Origin of the sequence: Halorubrum rarum (assembly GCF_048380895.1) — an archaeon.
Taxonomy (GTDB): Archaea; Halobacteriota; Halobacteria; order Halobacteriales; family Haloferacaceae; genus Halorubrum.
The window spans coordinates 50,256-69,959 of record NZ_JBLWMN010000017.1 but is presented as its reverse complement, the minus strand read 5'-3'; the positions used below and the strand labels follow the sequence as shown (position 1 = coordinate 69,959).

The 19,704-nt window shown below is 64.0% G+C and carries 18 protein-coding genes; 5 read left to right on the top strand and 13 right to left on the bottom strand.

Going from position 1 to position 19,704, the window contains the following annotated elements:
- Positions 1-138: 138 nt before the first annotated feature.
- From ACNSN7_RS12550 to trkA, 4 genes are read right to left on the bottom strand one after another with little or no spacing between them, the layout of a single operon-like run.
- Complete coding sequence (locus tag ACNSN7_RS12550) at positions 139-921, bottom strand: CBS domain-containing protein (RefSeq protein ID WP_418282640.1); 783 nt, start codon at positions 919-921, stop codon at positions 139-141.
- Between the two features lie 56 nt (positions 922-977).
- Positions 978-2,513 (bottom strand): TrkH family potassium uptake protein, encoded by a 1,536-nt coding sequence (locus tag ACNSN7_RS12545; RefSeq protein WP_418282639.1) that lies wholly within the window; start codon positions 2,511-2,513, stop codon positions 978-980.
- Between the two features lie 26 nt (positions 2,514-2,539).
- On the bottom strand, positions 2,540-4,048 hold the full coding sequence (locus tag ACNSN7_RS12540; protein ID WP_418282638.1) for a TrkH family potassium uptake protein: 1,509 nt from the start codon (positions 4,046-4,048) through the stop codon (positions 2,540-2,542).
- A 1-nt stretch (position 4,049) separates the two neighbouring features.
- Positions 4,050-5,387, bottom strand: coding sequence for a Trk system potassium transporter TrkA (gene trkA / locus ACNSN7_RS12535; protein ID WP_418282637.1), 1,338 nt, complete (start codon positions 5,385-5,387; stop codon positions 4,050-4,052).
- Positions 5,388-5,594: 207 nt separating this feature from the next.
- On the opposite strand from trkA, the gene ACNSN7_RS12530 reads away from it, so the two are divergent.
- Both ACNSN7_RS12530 and ACNSN7_RS12525 read left to right on the top strand, forming a co-directional pair.
- Positions 5,595-7,712 carry a hypothetical protein gene (locus ACNSN7_RS12530; RefSeq protein ID WP_418282636.1) on the top strand — a complete coding sequence of 706 codons (2,118 nt, stop codon included), beginning with the start codon at positions 5,595-5,597 and terminating at the stop codon, positions 7,710-7,712.
- A gap of 41 nt (positions 7,713-7,753) precedes the next feature.
- Entirely contained in the window at positions 7,754-7,903 is a 150-nt protein-coding gene (locus ACNSN7_RS12525; RefSeq protein WP_418282635.1) for a DUF7557 family protein, read from the top strand.
- A gap of 47 nt (positions 7,904-7,950) precedes the next feature.
- Here ACNSN7_RS12525 and ACNSN7_RS12520 read toward each other — a convergent pair whose 3' ends face one another.
- From ACNSN7_RS12520 to ACNSN7_RS12510, 3 genes are all read right to left on the bottom strand, one after another.
- Positions 7,951-8,400: a DUF5799 family protein gene (locus ACNSN7_RS12520; RefSeq protein WP_418282634.1), complete on the bottom strand. Its 450-nt coding sequence runs from the start codon at positions 8,398-8,400 to the stop codon at positions 7,951-7,953.
- A 196-nt stretch (positions 8,401-8,596) separates the two neighbouring features.
- Positions 8,597-9,148 (bottom strand): hypothetical protein, encoded by a 552-nt coding sequence (locus tag ACNSN7_RS12515; RefSeq protein ID WP_418282633.1) that lies wholly within the window; start codon positions 9,146-9,148, stop codon positions 8,597-8,599.
- A complete protein-coding gene (locus ACNSN7_RS12510; RefSeq protein WP_418282632.1) occupies positions 9,145-11,130 on the bottom strand; it encodes a hypothetical protein in 1,986 nt (661 codons plus the stop codon). The genes ACNSN7_RS12515 and ACNSN7_RS12510 overlap by 4 nt, the downstream gene beginning before the upstream one ends.
- A 292-nt stretch (positions 11,131-11,422) precedes the next feature.
- On the opposite strand from ACNSN7_RS12510, the gene dacZ reads away from it, so the two are divergent.
- The 3 genes from dacZ to ACNSN7_RS12495 all read left to right on the top strand — a co-directional run bounded on the left by dacZ (position 11,423) and on the right by ACNSN7_RS12495 (position 14,178).
- The gene (dacZ, locus tag ACNSN7_RS12505) at positions 11,423-12,232 is read left to right on the top strand and encodes a diadenylate cyclase DacZ (RefSeq protein WP_418282631.1); all 810 of its coding nucleotides are present in this window, start codon (positions 11,423-11,425) and stop codon (positions 12,230-12,232) included.
- Positions 12,232-13,068: a mechanosensitive ion channel domain-containing protein gene (locus ACNSN7_RS12500; protein ID WP_418282630.1), complete on the top strand. Its 837-nt coding sequence runs from the start codon at positions 12,232-12,234 to the stop codon at positions 13,066-13,068. The genes dacZ and ACNSN7_RS12500 overlap by 1 nt, the downstream gene beginning before the upstream one ends.
- Positions 13,069-13,173: 105 nt before the next feature.
- On the top strand, positions 13,174-14,178 hold the full coding sequence (locus tag ACNSN7_RS12495) for an arsenic resistance protein (RefSeq protein ID WP_418282629.1): 1,005 nt from the start codon (positions 13,174-13,176) through the stop codon (positions 14,176-14,178).
- A 53-nt stretch (positions 14,179-14,231) separates the two neighbouring features.
- On the opposite strand, the gene ACNSN7_RS12490 is transcribed toward ACNSN7_RS12495, so the two are convergent.
- Genes ACNSN7_RS12490 through ACNSN7_RS12465 form a run of 6 tightly spaced genes read right to left on the bottom strand, consistent with a single transcriptional unit; the run spans position 14,232 to position 19,612 of the window.
- Positions 14,232-14,618, bottom strand: a complete 387-nt coding sequence (locus ACNSN7_RS12490) for a helix-turn-helix domain-containing protein (RefSeq protein ID WP_418282628.1) — start codon at positions 14,616-14,618, stop codon at positions 14,232-14,234.
- Positions 14,608-15,318 (bottom strand): TorD/DmsD family molecular chaperone, encoded by a 711-nt coding sequence (locus ACNSN7_RS12485; RefSeq protein ID WP_418282627.1) that lies wholly within the window; start codon positions 15,316-15,318, stop codon positions 14,608-14,610. Before ACNSN7_RS12485 ends, ACNSN7_RS12490 begins: the two co-directional genes overlap by 11 nt.
- A complete protein-coding gene (locus tag ACNSN7_RS12480) occupies positions 15,315-16,379 on the bottom strand; it encodes a dehydrogenase (protein WP_418282626.1) in 1,065 nt (354 codons plus the stop codon). Before ACNSN7_RS12480 ends, ACNSN7_RS12485 begins: the two co-directional genes overlap by 4 nt.
- A gap of 5 nt (positions 16,380-16,384) precedes the next feature.
- Positions 16,385-17,101 carry a 4Fe-4S dicluster domain-containing protein gene (locus ACNSN7_RS12475; protein ID WP_418282625.1) on the bottom strand — a complete coding sequence of 239 codons (717 nt, stop codon included), beginning with the start codon at positions 17,099-17,101 and terminating at the stop codon, positions 16,385-16,387.
- A 2-nt stretch (positions 17,102-17,103) separates the two neighbouring features.
- Entirely contained in the window at positions 17,104-19,392 is a 2,289-nt protein-coding gene (locus ACNSN7_RS12470; RefSeq protein ID WP_418282624.1) for a molybdopterin-dependent oxidoreductase, read from the bottom strand.
- Entirely contained in the window at positions 19,385-19,612 is a 228-nt protein-coding gene (locus tag ACNSN7_RS12465) for a 4Fe-4S ferredoxin N-terminal domain-containing protein (RefSeq protein ID WP_418282623.1), read from the bottom strand. The genes ACNSN7_RS12470 and ACNSN7_RS12465 overlap by 8 nt, the downstream gene beginning before the upstream one ends.
- Between the last annotated feature and the right edge of the window lie 92 nt (positions 19,613-19,704).

The following is a 19,704-nucleotide window of genomic DNA, read 5'->3' as shown; positions in this document are numbered from 1 at the left end:
CCCAGCCAACCATCTCAAGAAACTCCCGACGTAGCATCTTTTAAACAACCTACATTTCCTCGATCACATAATTCTGTGGGGTAACCGCCCCTCGTTCAGCAGATCCGCGCTGTACGCCGTTCACCACCGCCGTCCAGATTACTGCAACCGCTTCGTCGTCTCTACGAGCGGGTGGCGTGCGTAGTCGACGATCTCGATATCGGTGATCGCGGACAGCCCCTCCTTCTCCGCGGTTTTGGCCATCCCGAGTTCGACGGGCCGGCTCGGGACGACGACGTACGCGTCCATCTCCTCGAGGCCCATTTCGTGGGCGGCCATCACGCGGTGGTGGCCGTCCGCCAGGTAGAGCTTTCCGCCGTTGTCGATGACGACGAGCGGCTCCGCGAGCCCGCGCTCCAACTCGTACTGACGTCCCTCCAGTTCGTCCGCGTACACCCGCGACTGCGTCGGCGTGAGATCGGCCAGCCGGATCTGACGGCGTTCCTCATCGAGGTGGACGCCGTGGATCTGTTCGAGCGTCCGCATCAGTTTCCCGACCTTGCCGGGCGTCGCGCGCTCGATCTGCGAGCGGACGACGTCGGTGTTCGAGATGATCCCGACGAGGTTGTCCGCATCGTCGACGACCGGGAGTTTCTGGATCCCGGACCGAAGGATGACGCGGGCCGCGTCGGTCACCTTCATGTCGGGATGTGCGACGACGAGATCCCCGGACATCACGGTGAAGATGGGTGCGTCAGGGTCGGCGGACAGCAGATCGCGAGCCGAGATGAAGCCCTCGACCGTCCGGCCGGTGGTGACGGGAAACCCGTTGTGGCCGGCGCTTTCGATCATTCGCGCCGAGACGTCCGCGACCGTGTCGTCCGGCGAGACGGTCTCGACGTCGCGGGTCATGTACTCGCTGACTGTCGGTTTCCCGCTCATGGGATCGTGGTAGGTACGGGTGTCTTAAAAAGGAGACGGGGCGCGAGGTGGCTCGATCACTCGTCGATCCCGGCGACGACGACGGCCAACACGGGAACGATCTCCAAGCGCCCGACCCACATCAACAGGATCATCACGAGCTTCGTCGTGTTCGGGAGGACCTCGTAGGTCCCGAAGGGACCGAGCGGACCGAGTCCGGGACCGATGTTTCCGATCGTCGCGAGCGACGCCGCGAGCGCCTCGGTACCCGTCAGCGGCTGACCGACCCGGGCGGTATCCAGTTCGATGAAGACCGCTGCGAGCGCGAACAGCACTACGTATAAAAGCGTGAAGACGAGCACGCCGCGTATCGCCTCCTCGTCGACGATCTCTCCGCCGAGTCGGACCGGTTTGACGACGTCCGGGTTCGCGGAGGTGTACAGCTCTCGTCGAAGGGTCTTGAACACGACGACCCACCGGATCACCTTGATCCCGCCGCCGGTGGATCCCGCGGATCCCCCGATGAACATCGCGAACAGGAGGAGGAACTGGGTGTGGGTCTCCCAGGCGGCGAAGTCCGCCGTCGCGAATCCGGTGGAGTTCATAAGCGAGCCGATCTGAAATACCCCCTGTCGGAGGGAGTTCTCCAGCGTTCCCTCCGTGACGCCGCCGATCTCAGTCGCCGGTGCGCCACCGTAAAACAGCAGGGCCGCGAGGGCCGCGGCGAACCCCGTCACCAGTCCGAGGTAGATCCGGAACTCCGGGTTCTCGAACAGTTCCCGTGGCCTGTCGTGGATCAGGAACCAGAACAGCGCGAAGTTGATCCCTGCCGCGACCATGAAGGGAACGATCGCCCATTGGACGACGGGACTGAACGCGGCGATGCTGTCGGCCTCCGGCGAGAATCCGCCCGTCGGCATCGTCGAGAGCCCGTGGGCGACCGCGTTGTACGGCCCCATCTCGGGTGCGAGCCCGAGGAGATGAAGCGTCATGAGGACGCCGACGAGCAGCGCGGTGAAGCCGGCGTAGATGATCCAGAGCGCGCGGGCGGTCCCCGCGATCCGCGGCGTGAGCTTCTGGAGGTCCGGGCCGGGCGTCTCCGACTGCATCAGCTGTGCTCCGTTGACCGCCAGCTGCGGGAGGATCGCGACCATCAACACGATGATCCCCATCCCGCCGAGCCACTGCGTGAGCTGCCGCCACATCAACACGGCGTGGGAGTGCCGATCGAAGCTGATCTCCGCGGTCGCGGTCGCCCCGGTCGTCGTGAACCCGCTCATCGACTCGAACAGCGCGTTGATCGGATGACGGAGCGCGGACTCGGTTCCGTAGCCCGCGAGCAGATACGGTATCGCGCCGACGATCGCGGCGACGAGCCACGCGAGCGACACCACCGCGAGCGCCTCTCGCGGACCGAGATCGGGGTCGGGATCGAGCCGTTCGAGTCCGACGCCGATGGCGACGACGAAAAGCAGCGACGCGGCGAACACCCACACGTCTTCCCAGTAGATGACGGCGATGCAAAGCGGGAACAGAAGCGATACCGCGAGGTACTTCGTGATAGTCCCCACGTAGCTCAGCGTCGCGTGCCAGTCGACCGTTGTTCTCGTCATGTGTTTTCGGTAGTCCTTCGAGCTCCTTACGATGTCCAGAACGCCTTCGTGAACAGCACGAGCACGGGAATGATCTCGATTCGCCCGATCCACATCAAGACGATCATCACGCCGCGGGTGCTCATCGGGAAGCTCGCGTACGTGCCGTACGGTCCGGCGTCACCGAACGCCGGACCGATGTTCAGAAACGTCGACGCGGCCGCGCCCATCGCCTCGAACTCCGTGACTCGAACGTTCCCGCGTTCGGCGTCGATGACGATGAACACGGTGAGCAGAAAGAAGATGATGATGCTCAACAGGATGTACGCGTAGATGTCGCGGATGACGTCCTCGTCCACGGGCGAGCCCGAGATCCGGACCGGACGGACCGCGTCCGGATGGACGCTCGTGAACAGGTTCCGGCTGAACGCCTTCAGCGCCACGAGCCACCGGAGGGATTTGATCGAACACGTCGTCGACCCGACCATCCCGCCGACGAACATCGAGAGGAACAGCAGGTTCTTCGCCGCGGGTGCCCACAGCTCGAAGTCGGCACTCGCGTAGCCGGTCGTCGTGACCAACGAGGCAACGTTGAACACCGCGTGGCGGAGCGTCTCCTCGATGCCGAACTCGATGCCGGGATCCAAGAAGAGCGAGAGCGCGACGAGTCCCGAGACGGTGGCCATCGCACCGAGGTAGAAGTGGAACTCCTCGTTGCGTAGCAGTCGCATGGGCTCGCCGTTGATGAAGAAGTACAGAAGCACGAAGCTCGTCGATCCGATCACCATGAACGGGACGACCGCCCACTGGATCGCCGGATGGAACGCGCCGACGCTCAGCGGTTCCGGCGAGAATCCCGCAGTCGCGACGGACGTGAACGCGTGAGCGATCGCGTTATACAGGTCCATCCGCGGATCGAGCGCGAGTCCCAGCCCGAAGTAGACGACGACTGCGGCGAGCGTGATCCCGACGTACAGTCCCCAGAGGAGACGCGCGGTCTGGGATATCCGAGGGGTGAGCTTGTTCAGATCGCGCGTCTGGGTCTCCGACTCCATCAGCTGTGCGCCACCGACGCCGAGCTCGGAGAGCACCGCGGTCGCCAGAATGAGGATCCCGAGCCCGCCGAGCCACTGGATCACTTGCCGCCACATCATGACGGACCGTGAGTGGATCGAGAACTCCTCCAGCACCGTCGCACCAGTCGTCGTCAGTCCGCTCATCGACTCGAACATCGCGTTGACCGGATGTGCGACCGTTCCGACGCCGGCGACGAGAAACGGGATCGCGCCGACCGCCGCCACGAGCAGCCAGATCAGCGCGACGGCGAGGAACGCCTCGCGAGGGCCGAGCTCCTCGTCCGGATCCGAGAGGTATCGGAACGCACCGCCGAGCGCGAGCGTCGCCGCGATAGCGACGACGAAGGGAGCGACCGATTCGCGGTAGACGACGGCGATCAGGAGCGGAAACGCGAGCGGGGCCGCGAGGTACGTGAGCACGTTTCCGGTGAGTCCGATGCTCGCCCGCCAGCCAACGCGGATGCGGATCCCATCGAACATCTCAGGCCATCGCTGCCAGTTCGCTCACGAACGCCGATTCGACGAAGACGATGATGTGATCGCCCGGCTGGAGTACGGTGTCGCCGCGCGGCGTCACCAGCTTGCGGTTCCGAGTGATCGCACCGATCACGAACTTGGCGTCGATGTCCTGAACGAGCTCGCTGATCGGTCGGTCGACCAGCGCACAGCCCTCCCCGAGCTCCAGTTCGAGTACTTCCGCCTGATCGTTTTCGAGCACCGCGATGTTCTCCGCGACGCTCTCGTAGCTGAACCGAGTGATCTCCTCGGCGGTGACGCTCCGCGGGTTGATCGCGACGTCGATGCCGATCTCCTCGAAGACCGTGACGTAGTCGGAACTGTCGACGAGCGCGATGACTCGACCGACGCCGAGTCGCTTGGCGAGCACGGAGACGAGGAGGTTCTTCTCGTCCGAGTCGAGCGCCGCCACGACGATGTCGGCCTCGTCGACGTGCTCCCGCGAGAGAAACTCGGTATCGGTCGCGTCGTGTTCCATCACGACGGTGTTCGGGAGCTGCTCGGCGAGCCAGCGCGCGCGCTCCCCGTCCTGTTCGATGAGTCGCGGCCGCAGGTCACGCTCCTCGAGGAGTCGGGCGGAATGGTAGCCCACGTCGCTGCCGCCGACGATCACGATCTCGTCCGCGTCGTCCGGCGTCGTCTCCGGCGCGATGTCCATCGCGAACGCTTGCACGCTCTCGGGGCTGCCGATGACGACGGCGCGGTCACACGCCTCGATGACGGTGTCTCCGCGGGGCAACACCATCTCGCCGTCACGGAACAGCCCGGCGAACGTGAGCGATTCGAACCGGTCGGCCTCCGCGACCGTCTGCCCGGCTACCGGGCTCTCCTCCGCGACGTAGAACTCCGCCATCTGGACGAGCCCGCCCGCGAACGGGTCGACGTCGATCGCCGCCGGCAGACCGATGACCCGGACGATGTTCTCGGCAGTGAGCAGGTCAGAACACACCATGAAGTCGACGCCGAACGCGGTCTGGTCGCGCTCCCACGTGTACAGATACTTCGTGCTCTTCGTTCGCGCGATGGTGAACGCGTCGCCGAGGGTTTTCGCGGTCCCGCACGCGACGAGATTCGTCCGGTCGTCGTCGGTACAGGCGATGACCATGTCCGAGTCGGGAACGTCCGCCATCTCCAGCATCGACGACGACGTCCCGTCACCGGCCAGCGTGAGCACGTCGAACTCGTATTTGATCTCGTCGGCGCGGTCCGGATCGATATCGACGACGACGACCTCGTGGTCAGACGATAAGTTGGCGGCGATGGCGGTCCCGACCTCGCCGGCACCGATGATGACCACATGCATGGTTCCCACGATTCGGGGGAGCGTAAAGTGGGTTACTATCCGGAGAGCGCGACGCAGGTGGGTAAGACTCCGCCGCTCGGGATGTTGCGGATCAGGATATATGTGAACGCTAACCAACCCATCGTCTGCTATTCGACGGATAACGAGGGCGATATTAATATAAACGGATCGATAAATCCATGCGTATCACTCTCCATTACTGAGTTGATGGCTGATATGGGTGAGCGAGTCCGTTTCGACGCGACCGCGAGCGACGTCCGCGTTCGTGACGTCCTGGAGGACGCGGCGCTCGTCGTCACCGCGGATCGGGAACCCGATCCGCAGCCGGCGCTCACCGAACTGTTTCCGTTTCCGGTCGACGACGCGATCTCCTTCGAGACGTCGTCGATCACGCTGCCGTCGTATAGTTGGGTCGCCGTCCGTGGCGAGGACGGGGATCTGCTCGCGGATCTCTACGAGCCGATGACGTTCGATCGGGGGACGTACTGTCTCGAGGTGACGGGACCGACCAAGGTGTACGTCCGCGTCACGGGCGTGACGCTCGCTGCGACCGGCATGCGCGGCGACGATCCCGTTCGGATCGAGTTCGACGAACCCACCTGTGTTACCCTCGGTGCGCGATCGCTTCACACTCGTCCCGAGGCCACTGTCACCGTTCCCGACGACCCCGAAGCGCTCATGACCGCGGTGTCCGCGCTCGGGTCGTCGATCAAGGAGTTCTCCCCCGAGCGCTCGTGGCCGACGCTCCGTGGCTACCCACCCCGTATCCGACGCGGGGACGAACTGCACGTCCCCGACCTCCTTTCGGTCCCGGACGCCGGGATCCGGATCGAACTCCCGCCGACGGACGCGAACGTCTACCGGATCGCGCCGCTGGCGTTCTACCTCGGCGCGACGGTCGAACCGGGACCGAACCCGGCGATCCATCTGGAGACTGGGTACACGGAACCGCTCCCCTCCGACGGGAACGCGCTCGAGGACCGCATCGAGGAGCTGCTCGGGACCTGCCTGCTCCTCGACTCGCTGGCTCGGACGGAGGGGTACGTCCCGTCGGATCGCTACGAGTACGAGCGTATCGGCTCCGAGCTCCCGTTTTACCCGCCGAAACTGGCGGACCGTACGCCAAGCGAACGGCTCATGGAGTACTTGGAGGTGGACCGTCGCGTCGTGGAACCGCACCTACCGAACTGGCCCGTTCGCGCCGTTCTCCGCCCGACGCCGGCCGCCGCCGAACTCCTCCCCCACCTCGCACACGTCCTCGCACCGGTTCGCATCGGCCGATCCGAGAACGAACCGGACTCCAACCGGCCGGCGCGGGGACGGGATGCAGCGATCGCGTGTGAGTCCACGCCGGCGTTCGGCTGGTCATCGCTGCGTCGGTCCGACGAGCCGTTCGAACGCGCGTCCGGGAGCCCGACCGAGCCGTGTCCGCCGAACGTCGCGGTGCTGCGCCCCGAGAGCTACGAAAACCGGTTGGATCGAACGATCACTCAACAGGGGAGCGTCGACGTCGCGTTCGTGATCGACTCCGCCGAGCGAGCGGAACGGATCCGGGATGTCATGGACGAGCCGGGCGCTCCGGACGGCGTCGAGTCGTGGACCACGAGCGAGCGCCCGTCACGCGAGGAGCTGATCGATCTGTTCGAGGATCCGGACCTCGATCTGCTGTGCTGTTTGCTCCCGCTCCGCGGGGAGCGAGTCCGTGCTCGTGACGGCGTCGTCGATCTCTCGACGCTCTCTGCGGTCCCGCCAGTCACCGTGTTCGAGGGGTCGACCGCGGTCGACGCGGGTCTCCGGACGGTTTCGGTCGGCGCGATCGGATCGATCGCCGCCGCAGATCGGATCGATCCGCCACGACTCCGAACGATAACCGGCCTGCTCGCCGTCGGGACGCCGTTGGGAGCGAGCGTGCGGCTCTCGGGAATCGCGGAGACCGGTCCCGTTCGGCTCGTCGGCGGTCCGACGCTTACTGCGGCCACGCCGGCGGGCGGCGTCGGCAAGAGCGTCTTCACGGTTCGATCCCGGACGGCGACCGAGCACGACGTCACGAGACGGCTGCTCCCGTCGACCGAGCTGCGTGTCGGCTCCGAGACCAACGGCGTGGGCGATTGGTCGCACGACCGACCGGAGCTCATCGGCACAGTCAGAGACGGGTATCCGACGTTGCGTTCATGGGACGTCGTCGACGTCGTCGCGGAGTCCGACAGTATCCTTCGGCTCAACGGGTCCGTCATCCTCGCCAACGACGGCCTGACGGAAGACGACGTGGAACGGTCGGCTCGGCGTGCGCTCCGGGAACGGGCCGACCCGCCGGACGAGCGGTGATCGGGCTCGGCTTTTTCACTCGTGCCCGCGAAGCGGTACGTATGCCCCAGATCCATCTGGACGAGGAGACGGTCGAACGGCTCGACTCGCTCCGAGTCGACGACGAGGAGTACGACGAGCTGGTGACCGAACTGATCAACATCTACGAGGCCGGCGAGCTGACGATGTTCCGGAGCGGCGACATCGAGTAGCGGCGGGGAGCGACGACTCGCGCTCACGGGACCCGCTTTGAGCGCTGCTACTCCTGATAGGACATGCGAACTTGGTCCCACTTGTCGGCGTCTTCCAGGTGCCGCTGGAGCTCGTCGGCGTACTCCTGCAGGAGGCGCTCTGCGGCCTCCAGTTCCTCGCGGTCCGGACCGTCGTCGCCGCCGAGCCCGAGCGCGCCCATGATCGAGTCGAGGAGCCCGCCGGAGGAACCGCCGCGGTCCGTCTCGGCGGGCGCACCGCCCATCGCCGCGACCTGCGATCGGACGGTGTCGAGTTCGGGCATGATCGCCGGAAGGTTCGACGTGTCCGCGACGATCCGGGCGTCGTCCGGATCGTCGGCGTTCTCGATCTCGAACTCCGCCGCGGTCATGATCAGTCCCCACTCCTGGTTCGAGAAGCGCGAGGACGCCAACCGGTCGTTGAACTCCCTGTCGACGGTCATCCGATCGCCGACGATCGCGTCGGTCCAGTCGCTCATACCCGCTCTTGGAGGGTGTGCTTAAAAAGGTCGTTCCCTCCGGTGGGCTACGGCCCAGATATCGACTCTCGACGTCCTGGTTCGTTCCGCAACCTGATAGCCGTGAAAAACTGACCGATCGCGTGAGCGAGCGGAAAACGGAGTCACCTCCCCTCCCGACGAGGAGACGACGAGCGCGAGTTCACCCAGCGACTGTTTATATTCCAGAGAGAATCGTATCGATCGCATCAGGCTCTCTCGCACGGACCATGACTACGGCCCCGCTTTCAGGTAACTCACCTACGATAGCAACGAACTCGTGGTATTGGGCGTTTCCGCCGGTTAGAACAACGTGTTCACCGTCGATCGTAGTCTCGTACTCCGTTTCCGTTCCGATCCCCCACAGCGACCGAAAGAGCGACGCTATCTCTGTAGCTGATTCGACTTTCGGTTCCACTCGAACGATATCACCCCTTCCATCGTTTGCTGGCTCCGCTTCGATACGGTTTAGTAGACGTTCGTTCAGTTCATCGTCGAGCGTCCATGGCTCATAATCGAAGCTAATAGGTGTGAACGTGACGTTGGACGCTTTGATCCGTTCATGCATCTCGAGCTCCCAACCTCGAGGGCTCTCCTCGTTCTCTCGATCGGTGTTCGCTCCGTTTTCAGTGCGATCTCGGTCTTCGATCGGGTCATGGCCGAATCGATAGACGCCGGCTCCGCCCGCCGTCACCGCTCCGAGTAGTATGAGAGCGCTACGTCTTCTCATTCGAACAGCACACCTCCGTTATCCGGCGGACCGAACTGCTGGTGGTTGACTGATGACCGCATCCGATCATTGACCGTGTCTATTACGTCTCCAAACGCATACATCGATCCTGCGTGACTGATCTGCCAGCTTTCACCTGCTGACTGGAGGGGATCAGGATCCTCCGAGACGGACTGGATCTGCCGCCAGTGCCACTTCTCGTTCAGTCGCTCCTGATATTTGAACATCCCATACATTGCGAACGTAGCCATCGAGTGATGGTGTGAAACGAACTGGAAGTAGCGAAAGACATCGACTGGACACGTGCGACTATCCCGATTGTTGATCCTGTGTTCCAGCTCAGTTATTTCCCCCAATAGCGGGATTCGAACCGTGTGATACGCGTTTCCGATCGCCGCGAACTCGGCGTTGAGACGGAACCCATCGGTGATGCTTCCTAATGTGTGACTGATCACTTCTCCCGAGACCACATTGAACAGTCGTCGTCTGCCGCTCGGCGAGTTTCGGCGCTTCCGTGTAGTGAACGCGTCAGTACGGGAGGCGATATTCGATTGTGCTGAGAGTAACTCATCGAACTCATCGATCGTCTCGACCGTGTTGTAGAGTTCGAGGCCGGCGATTCCGAACTCAAGGACGTCCTCCGGCAGCGTTGAGGTAGTAGTACTTTCTCCGAACGCGTCTTCAACGTCTTCCCAGTGGAGCGTCCAGTGTGACATCCCGCTCATTGCCTCTTCGTAGGGTGACTCGAACTCATCATGAGCCCAGCCGATCGAATCGCGAAGTGCACCCATCGCGACCGGAAGAGCGTCGGTTAATCCGGTTCTAGCCATAGCATACGTTTCGAGAGATGCTGAAGCGATCGAGCCAGCCTTCGACCACAGTTCACCAGCACGGTATCGGGGTCGCTGTTCGATCGAGACGTCACGCTCGTAGCTCCAGTTGAATCCATCAGATGAAATATACTCGCGGCCAACCTGATACAGCAACGCGTCCCAAGCTATCTCCGGCGAGACCAGTTCGTAGTCCGGCGTTGTCACGGCCAGTTCGTCTTGATCCAAAACAGGGATCTCTAGCAGGATCAGACAGTCAGATTCACCTTCTCCCATCGGGACGTCGACCTGGACTCCTGCTCGCTGTAGCTCCGACGGTTGAATGCTGTCCGCCGTCGGTGTTGGCGTCTCTACGGGTACCGAATCATCAACGATCCATGTCGCTTCGTCTCGGGCAAGAAGTCGAATCTCCCCTGTATTCGTTGCAATATCGATGTTGACCCGTCCGAATACTTCATCAGGCTTCACCTTTGGGGCGGAGAGATCATCCCTCGTGTAACGAAGCGTGAACTCCCCCGGACCTTCGAGTTCTCTTCTGAGGACAGTGTCCGTCGAATCCCGCGTTATCGGCTCCTCTCGCACCTTCAAAGCGTATGACATCGATGCTGGCTTCTCGAACTCAGAGACGTAGCCACTGACCTGAATCTCATCGTCTCTCTCCACGTGGCGAAGATAGCGTCGGTAGCCGGACGGAACCGTTGCTGAGTCGCTTGAGACAACAGTACCGTCCATTATAAGATGTATATCATATCTCACAAGCGACGGGAACGATCTCCCGATGAACTCATCCACTGAAACGTCATTGATAACTGGTGAAGCAGGTAATCTGTTCTCTCCCTCGATCGAATACACCAACCGGCGTTGTATAGTGTCTATCTCGACCCCACGAATCGTCTCCCCAGCAGGCCGTTCTATCGGAACCCGACCGTCGCCACCAGCGTCAGTTTGAATCCGTAACTCGTACTCCGTGCCCTCTCTGATACGGAAATCGTTCATCCATATCTGTGGAAACGAGTACTGTCGTCGTTCCTCTATGTCATCGCGTAGTTCTCCGAGATCGTGTGTCTCGGACAGGTCCTCCGCCATGTATTCATCCAACGGTCCGGTGGTGTGGGAGGGCTGTATCCACTCGATCTCCGGCACGCTACTCATCTGCGTCCTCAGTTACTGGTTCGATCGGATTCATAAACCACTCTTCGATGAGAATCAAATAAATGTATCGCTGCGAACATATACAGGATCGCGATCATCGGTACCCACTCCGATCGGATGGGTCTCGACAATACCCGCGAGAACGAAGCGGAGACAGCGTCGGTCGTGATTGGAGGGCGATGTAGGGCAACGTCGTGCTCGACACGTGTCGGGGATCGGCTCCGATCCTGTCGGACGCACGCATGACGTCGACGTAACGTCTATAGGTACCCCGTGAGTTGCGTACGTATCAATGGCGTCACTCACTGAACACCTCGCAGATCTCGTCGACGACGCCGACGCCGCGTTCCTGTTTTCCCCGACCGCCTCGTTCCACGAGCGCTTCGTCGGGGACGAACAGGACGTCGTCGTCGTCGCACCCGACAACGACGTCGACGCGGAGACGTTCGTCGAACTCCCGCTGTCGTTCGACAACGTCCGCGACCGGATCCGGTTCGGGATCGAGGGCGCAATGGACGCAGGTATCGTCGACGAGGGCGACGAAGTCGTCTGTATCGCGTCCGTCTTCGAGGGGGAAACGGACGCCGTCGTACGGCTGTCGGTGGACGACGAGGTACACACGGGGATCTACGACCTGTTCGTGAACTCCCGAGCCGATCCGGGCGTCATCCGCGACGTCTTCGAGGTCGCCATCGAACTCGGGAAGAAGGGACAGAAGGGGAAGCCCGTCGGCGCGCTGTTCGTCGTCGGCGACGCGGGCAAGGTGATGAACAAGTCCCGCCCGCTCAGCTACAACCCGTTCGAGAAGTCCCACGTCCACGTCGGCGACCCCATCGTCAACGTCATGCTCAAGGAGTTCTCGCGGCTCGACGGCGCGTTCGTCATCTCCGACTCCGGAAAGATCGTCTCCGCGTACCGTTACCTCGAACCGGCGGCTGAGGGCGTCGACATCCCGAAGGGGCTCGGCGCGCGCCACATGGCCGGCGGCGCGATCACGCGAGACACGAACGCGACGGCGATCGTCCTCTCGGAGTCGGACGGACTCGTCCGGGCGTTTAAAGGCGGGTCCATCGTCATGGAGATCGATCCGGAGGAGTACTGATGACGCTCGCCACCGCCGCCACGCTCGGGTCAGCGTCGGTGACGGGGCGAGCGTCACCGCTCCAGACGCTCCCGGAGTTTCTCGCGCCCGTCCCGGATCGCGTCTGGCTCGCGGCGTTCGTTCTCGTGTTCGGGTTCGGTCTCGCGTACCTCGTCGGCGTCGTGAACCGACGGCTGTTGACGCGTGCGGGAGTTCCGAGCGCGATCGAGGGGACCGCCTTCGAGCGGACCGCCCGCGAGTTCGACACGTCGACGGTGAACATCGTGGCGAAGCTCTCGATGTACTTCATCGCCGGCCTCACGATCATCGTCGCGCTCACCGTCGCGAACGTCCGGTACGTCGAACTGTTCTGGTCGGACGTCGCCACGTTCCTCCCCAAGCTGTTCGTGGCGGCCCTCGTGTTGATCGTCGGGATCGTGCTCGGAGACAAGGCCGAACTCCTCGTCGCCGAGCGGCTCCGCGGCGTCAAGCTCCCGGAGAGCAGCGTGCTCCCGACGCTCGTCAAGTACAGCGTCGTGTACGTTGCGGTCCTCATCGCACTCAGCCAGATCGGCGTCGAGACGTTCGCGCTCGTGGTGCTTCTGGCGGCGTACGCGTTCGCGGTCGTCCTCTTCACCGCGCTGGCGACGAAGGACCTCCTCGCGTCGGGCGCAGCCGGAGTGTTCCTCCTGTTACACCAGCCGTACGGCATCGGTGACGAGGTGAAAGTCGCCGGACAGCGCGGCATCGTCCAGGAGGTTAACCTGTTCGTCACCAACATCGAAGCCGACGGCGAGGAGCATATCGTTCCGAATCACGTCGTGTTCCGCGACGGGATCGTTCGGATCCGGAACTGAACGAGCCCGGGATCATTCGTATTCGGAACTGAACGAGACGGACGTTCGAGTCCGGGTCGCTGTCAACCGAAACAGTATTGTTTACTGTCCCCAATTTAGAACAACATGCTTCGGTCGTTTCTCACGGGGATCAAGTCCAACCTGATCTACGTCGTCGGTGGGTCACTGCTGGCCGGATTGGCGTTCGGGCAGATCGTTGGCGCGGACGCCGAGAGCGCACTGCAGGCCGCGGTCCTCCCGGTGTTGTTCCTCATGATCTACCCGATGATGATCAACATCGATCTCAAGGAGGTCGTGAACGTCCGGAGCCACGCCGGGCCCGTCCTGTTGAGTCTCCTCGTGAACTTCGGGTTCGCTCCGCTTCTGGCGGTCGGTCTCGCGCGACTGTTCTTTGACGGCTCCGTCGGGTACGCGATCGGCCTGTACTTCATCGCGCTGATTCCGACGTCGGGCATGACCGCCGCGTGGACGGGGCTCGCGAACGGCGACCTGGAGTCCGCCCTCGTCGCCATGGCCGTGAACCTCCTCGTCGCCGTCGCGGTCCTCCCCGCGTACCTCTCGGTGTTGGTCCCGGCGGAGGTCGGCTTCGATCCGACCGCGTTGTACCGCCAGCTCGCGGTCGTCATCATCGTCCCGATGGTCGCCGGCAACCTCACTCGCCGGGGGCTGCTCCGCCGCTACGGACCGCAGGGGTTCAAACAGCTCAAGCCGACGTTCGGCGGGCTCAGCTCGTTCGGCGTGATGCTCATCGTCTTCATCGCGATGGCGATGCGCTCCGAGAGCATCCTCGCCGACCCCGTCGCCTCCGCGCTCACGATCGTCCCGCTCCTGCTGTTTTACACGGCGATCCTCGCCGTCGGGGCGGCGCTGGGACGGTTCCTGCTCGACACCGCGAGCGGTGTCGCGCTCGTGTACGCGACGAGCATGCGCAACCTCTCGATCGCCGTGGCGGTCGTCGTCGCGTCGCCGACGATCCCGCAGACGGCGGTCCTCCCGATCGCGTTGGCGTACGTGCTTCAGCCGCCGCTTGGGGCCTTTTACATGCACTACCGGCGCGACGTCGTCGATGAAGGAGTGAGTCTCCGTGAGGCGGTGTCGTCGATCCTGTGACCCGCCGGGTCTCGGATCCGACCGGTCCGTTCGTCGACCCGTCCGACCGTGACCTACGCCTGACACGACTCGACGAGCGAGCGAACGAGCTTCCGTTCCACGTTGCTCAGTCGCTGTGAGACCGCCGAGTTCGACACGTCGAACTCCTCGGTGAGTTCCGAGAGCGATACCTCCCGCGGCTTCTCGTAGTAGCCGCGTTCGACCGCGATCTCGGCCGTCTCGATCTGTTGATCCGACAGGCCGTCGACCGTGATCACACACGGCGTCGACCCCTCCTGGGTCACGCAGTCGATCGACAGGGAGATCCCGGCGTTGTCCCCGAGACAGACGAGCAGATCGCGAGCAGCGTGCGGGTCCGAAACAGCGAGGCTCATCCGGACCGCCCCCTCGTGGCTCCGCTCCGAGGGGTCGACGTCACACGACGACGAGCTACTGCTCATCGGTGCCCTCACCTCCGTCCGCCCGTCCCTCGAGAACGGCCACCGTCCGTTCCACGACGGTGTCGAGCGTCCGGGCCGCCCACCGGTGGAACGCCACGTCGCTCGTCCGTTCGACGCGTTCGCGGAGCGCCGGCACCCAGTCGAAATGCTCCTCTGCGAAGGCGACGTACGCCCCGTCCGCCCCGTGCTCGAGCAACAGACTCGCGTACTCCAGTTCGAGCGCGACGTGGTCGGACGGGTACGCGTCGGGCGTCTCGACGCCGACCGCCTCGTACCGACGCTCCATATCGTGTGCCGGCGGGCCGGAGAGGATGCCGCGGTCGGTCCCGTCCCACCACGGCTCGTAGACGGACTCCGCAGGTGGTGCGTACTCGCCGCCCTCGAATGCGTCAAACGTCCGGAGGTACGCCTCGTGTGGCCGGTCCGGAAGCGGGGGCCGGTCGACGTCGATGTCCAGGACGCCGGCTCGCTCTCCGATACGCTCGACGATCGCTCCGGACCGGATCGCCTCGGACGTCTCCACGTCCGGCTGCTCGAAACACCGCGCGAGCAGGGCGTGCAGCGCCGCGAGCGATTCCAGTGTGACGCCCCCTCCCGTCGCCTCCGGGCCGGCATCCTCGGCGTCCCCGCGAGCGTCGCTCGCGACGTCGTCCTCGCCGAGCCCGTCCGCCGCGACCGGTTCGGATTCGACGGCCGTCATGCGACGACCACCACCGGGTTCTGCTCGGCCGCCAGCAGGAACAGGATCCGAATCACGAGCCCGCTCACCGTGAGGAGCCCGAAGGACCCGATCAGTATCGGGCCGCCGGCTCGCTCGACCGGCTCGGGGAGCCGTCCCGCGACCGCGGCGACGCCGAACGCGACTCCGACGAGCAGCGCCAGTACCAAGCCGACGGCGACGATCCAGACGCCCATCGCCAGCGTCCCGTCGGTCAATGCACCGTAGGAGGCGCTCGCCGCCGGAACGTCGCTCGCGGCGAGGCTGCTCCACCCGTACCACGCGATCAGCAGACTCGCGCCGGAGAGCACGCCGACGACGACCGCGTAGCCGCCGAACACCGGGCCGATCTCACGCTCGAACAGCATGGTGACCGCAAGCGTCAGCCCGATCCCCGCGGCGATGCCGCTGGTGAGGAACAGCGCCGGAACGATGACCGGCTCGTTCCACAGCGGCACCGTCTCGACGATCGCCAGCTCGAACCCCGTGTACATCGTCGCCAGCGCGAAGAGGCTTCCGAGGACGTGAAGCACCGCGACCCCCGCCATCGGTGGGCGAAGGCGGTCAACGAGCCGATCGACCGTCTCGAGGACCCCGAGCTTCGCGACGATCGCCCGTGGCCAGAGGCTCGCGCCCTCGTCGGCCGCCGCCGACTCGCCGAACAGCTGGAGCGCCAGACACAGCATGGCGAGCACCGACAGGATCACGAGGATCCACGTCCCGATCGTGATCCACGAACTGAAGTTGGTGAGATACACCGGGAAGAGGATCGCCCGGTAAACCACCGCGAGGTGTGACAGCACGGCAAGTCCCGCGCCCGCGGCGCTAAACACGGCGATCAAAAACCCCCATCGGGCGATCTCCGACTCCAGAGGTCCGGAGCCGCGCCACGACCGGATGAAGGAGGCGGACGCACCGGTGAGGTACGCACCGCCGGCGAGGACTGCCAAGTAGAGATACACCGGGATCGACAGATCCCAGTAGTTGGCCGGCAGCCACCGGAACCCGACGAACGTTTCGAGCGTGATGAGTGCGGTCGTCATCGTGATCACCCGTTGAGCCAGTCACGACCCCGTTGATCACCGGCGCTCCCGTCGACCGAAGCCGCCGTGTCGGCTCCCGTGTCGGCTCCCGAGGTGGCGCTCTCCGGCGGCTCGGCGGCCTCACTCAGCGATTCGGTGGCGTCCTCGTCCATCGGCTCGACGATCACGCGCGAGTCGTACGCGCCGTTCTTGAATCGCTGGGCGGCCGACTCGGATGACTCCTCCATCATCTCGCTCACCGGTCCGGCCTTGATCGCCTGGCCGACACAGTTATCGACACACGAGGGTTTGGCCCCGCCGTCCTCCGGCTTCTGCTTCGGCGGCTTCCCGTGACCGCTTCCCGGCCCCTCGCCGAGACACATGTTACATTTCGACATGAGCCCCTCCTCACCGTACGTCGGCGCGCCGTACGGACAGGCCCACGCGCAGTAGTGACAGCCGATACAGAGGTCCCGGTCGACGGTGACGATGCCGTCCTCCTCGCGCTTCTCGATCGCGTTCGGCGGACACACCTTCTCACACGGTGCGTCGTGACAGTGCATACACGACATCGACACCGGAACCTCCTCGAAGTCGGGGTACTCCCCGCTTTTGAGATGGGTCACCGTCCGCCAGTCGTCCGCGTCGGCGTCGCGATTGTGTCGCTGCTTACACGAGATCGAGCAGGCGTGACAGCCGATACACCGGTTCGGGTCGAAGTAGAACATCCACTGTTCTCCCATCGTCAGTCACCTCCCACCTTCGTGACGTCGGCAGCGACGTGTCTGTCGGGCTGTCCCGTGATCGGGTCCATCTGCTTGTCGTGTAGTAACATCGTGTTCATCCCCTCGTCGTCGGGTCGTAGCGAGCCCTCTCCGAACCCGTACTCCGCGGTGATGAAGCCCGGCTGGGTTCGCTCGCTCACGTACGCCATCAGTTCGCCGTGTCCGGTCTCGGACTCGAGCCGAACCATGTCGCCGCTCTCGATCCCGCGCGGGTCGGCGTCCCGCGGGTTCATCACCAGGTAGTTTCCGCGGTACTCCTCACCGTCGAGGTCGTGTCGCTCGGCGTACTTCTCGAGCAGCCGGTCGAGCGCCTGGTCGCTGCCGTGTGAGAAGTATACGGCCCGAGTGTCGTAGAACTCGAGCGGGTACTCGTCGTTTAGTTCGTCGCCGTACGTTCCCGGCGGGATCCACTCGGGTGCGGTGTCCATCCCCGCCTCGTCGGCCGCCTGCACGAGCGGCGGAATACGATCGAGATCGAACTGGAACTGGTAGTCGTCACCCCACTGCTCGTAGGGGTACTCGTCGAGCAGCTCGTAGTTCCTCTCGCCGCTGCTGAGCTCCGCGAGCGTGAGGTCGTGTACCGAGAGCTGGTCGTCGATGAACTCCTCGGCGTCGTCCCATGGGAAGTACTCCCCCCAGCCCATCGCCTCGGCGATCCCGACGAGGATCTCGTAGTCCGGCTTCGTGTCGAACTGCGGCTCGACGGCGGCCTGCCCGCCGGTCACCCACGTCCTGTCGCTGTAGGCGTTCCAGCTCCCGGTGTTTACGGTGTCCTTCTCGAGCTGGGTCGCGTCCGCGAACACCACGTCGGCGTTCCGGGTAATTCCGTTCCAGTACGCGTCGACGGCGATGACCAGATCCATCTCCTCGATCGCGTCGAGCCACCCCTGTGCGTTGCCGTCCTTTAACGGCATGTCGTGGTGGCAGTAGATGCCGTTGATGTGGCCGTTTTCGACCATATCGGGGACGAGGTTGTGAGCGATCCCTTCGATGTGACGGACCGGGTACTCCTCGTACTCCTCGTACCGTTGGAGCGCCGGGGTCTTCCCCTCCGCGTTGTTCGGCAGGTCGATGTCCCGCACCGCGAACGGGTTCGCGAGCTCCGCGGACTGCCACATGCGGAGCCCGCCGGGACGGTCGATGTTCCCGACGAGCCCGTTCAGGGCGGTGATGTTCTGTGCGCTCTTCCAGCCGTTGCCGACCTGTGCGACGCCGGTCCAGATGCTGATCCCCGCCTGCGGTGCCGCCTCGGCGAACCCGATCGCGACCTCGCGGATGTCGTCGGGGTCGAGTCCGGTGATCTCTGCGGCCCACTCGGGTGGTTTGTCCGCGACGGCCTCGCGGTACGCCTCGAACCCGTACGTGTGGTTCTCGACGAACTCCTCGTCGTACAGCTCCTCCTCGATGATGACGTGCGCCATCGCCAGCGCGAGCGCACCGTCCGTTCGCGGCCTGATCGGAAGCCACTTGTCAGACTTCTGGACGGTCTCGGTGTGTTGCGGGTCGATCGTGACGAGCGTCGCGTCGTTGTTGTCGATCGCCTCGAGCACGCCTTTGGGCTCGAACTGCCCGCCGAACGCCTCCATCATGTTCCGCCCCCACGCGATGATATACTCGGAGTTCTGGTAGTCGGGGATCCGGTTGTTCGAGCCGACGCCCATCATCCCGCCCGCGACGAACGTCGGACCGGCACAGACGTGGACCCCGCGACCGATCCGCTCGGGCGTTCCGTACAGGTCCCGCCAAATGTTACGGAAGATAGGTGTTTCGGCCCAGCTTCCGGCGTCGAGGAACGTCTCCGCGCCGTGTTCCTCGTCGAACTCCGTCAACCGTTCGGCGGTGTACTCGAACGCCTCCTCCCACGTCGCCTCGCGAAGCTCACCGTCCTCGCGGATGTACGGCTGTTTGATCCGGTCGGGGTCGTGGGTCTTGTCCAGCTGGTTCAACCCCTTCGGACACAGCGTCCCCTCGGTTCCCGCGCCGGCGCTCCCTCGTGGGTTCCCGTCGACGCCCGTGATGTCCACGACCGTTCCGTCGTTGACGAACGCCTTCTGACTGCAGTCGTGACAGCACATCCAACAGTTGCCGAACGCGACCTCCGCGTCGCCGAGTCGGTTGAGGTCCCGGTCGACGTCGCCCTCGATAAGGTCGGTACAGCCGCTCAGCCCCGCGAGCCCTGCGGCCGCACCGGTCGTTTTCAGAAGCGCCCGGCGGGAGAGGCTCGGCCCTCCCTGCTGGTTGCTACTCATCGTCGATCCCCTCCGGTGCGACGTATTCGTCGCCGAACTCGGATTTGAACCGCTCGTGGAACAGCTCGTGGAACCGCTCCTCGGAGAGCTCCCCGTTCGCGACCCGCATCGCGGCCTCGCCGACCTCGCGTCCGAGGTCCTGATCGTACTCGCTCGGTTCCGGCTCGGTGTCGAGCGATTCGAGCGTTTCCAACGGATCCAGTTCGTTGTTTCGGGACATCAGTGGCTCACATGTGTACCCTGGGTACGACCACCCATAGCGGACACTCGGGACCGATAAAGGTTTTATAAGCGATCCACGAGTTTTGGTAC

Bases quoted from the DNA above. Each gene is read 5' to 3' on its own strand.
- ACNSN7_RS12550 (WP_418282640.1), bottom strand. From the start codon at position 921: ATGAGCGGGAAACCGACAGTCAGCGAGTACATGACCCGCGACGTCGAG.
- ACNSN7_RS12545 (WP_418282639.1), bottom strand. From the start codon at position 2,513: ATGACGAGAACAACGGTCGACTGGCACGCGACGCTGAGCTACGTGGGG.
- ACNSN7_RS12540 (WP_418282638.1), bottom strand. From the start codon at position 4,048: ATGTTCGATGGGATCCGCATCCGCGTTGGCTGGCGGGCGAGCATCGGA.
- trkA (WP_418282637.1), bottom strand. From the start codon at position 5,387: ATGCATGTGGTCATCATCGGTGCCGGCGAGGTCGGGACCGCCATCGCC.
- ACNSN7_RS12530 (WP_418282636.1), top strand. From the start codon at position 5,595: ATGGCTGATATGGGTGAGCGAGTCCGTTTCGACGCGACCGCGAGCGAC.
- ACNSN7_RS12525 (WP_418282635.1), top strand. From the start codon at position 7,754: ATGCCCCAGATCCATCTGGACGAGGAGACGGTCGAACGGCTCGACTCG.
- ACNSN7_RS12520 (WP_418282634.1), bottom strand. From the start codon at position 8,400: ATGAGCGACTGGACCGACGCGATCGTCGGCGATCGGATGACCGTCGAC.
- ACNSN7_RS12515 (WP_418282633.1), bottom strand. From the start codon at position 9,148: ATGAGAAGACGTAGCGCTCTCATACTACTCGGAGCGGTGACGGCGGGC.
- ACNSN7_RS12510 (WP_418282632.1), bottom strand. From the start codon at position 11,130: ATGAGTAGCGTGCCGGAGATCGAGTGGATACAGCCCTCCCACACCACC.
- dacZ (WP_418282631.1), top strand. From the start codon at position 11,423: ATGGCGTCACTCACTGAACACCTCGCAGATCTCGTCGACGACGCCGAC.
- ACNSN7_RS12500 (WP_418282630.1), top strand. From the start codon at position 12,232: ATGACGCTCGCCACCGCCGCCACGCTCGGGTCAGCGTCGGTGACGGGG.
- ACNSN7_RS12495 (WP_418282629.1), top strand. From the start codon at position 13,174: ATGCTTCGGTCGTTTCTCACGGGGATCAAGTCCAACCTGATCTACGTC.
- ACNSN7_RS12490 (WP_418282628.1), bottom strand. From the start codon at position 14,618: ATGAGCAGTAGCTCGTCGTCGTGTGACGTCGACCCCTCGGAGCGGAGC.
- ACNSN7_RS12485 (WP_418282627.1), bottom strand. From the start codon at position 15,318: ATGACGGCCGTCGAATCCGAACCGGTCGCGGCGGACGGGCTCGGCGAG.
- ACNSN7_RS12480 (WP_418282626.1), bottom strand. From the start codon at position 16,379: ATGACGACCGCACTCATCACGCTCGAAACGTTCGTCGGGTTCCGGTGG.
- ACNSN7_RS12475 (WP_418282625.1), bottom strand. From the start codon at position 17,101: ATGGGAGAACAGTGGATGTTCTACTTCGACCCGAACCGGTGTATCGGC.
- ACNSN7_RS12470 (WP_418282624.1), bottom strand. From the start codon at position 19,392: ATGAGTAGCAACCAGCAGGGAGGGCCGAGCCTCTCCCGCCGGGCGCTT.
- ACNSN7_RS12465 (WP_418282623.1), bottom strand. From the start codon at position 19,612: ATGTCCCGAAACAACGAACTGGATCCGTTGGAAACGCTCGAATCGCTC.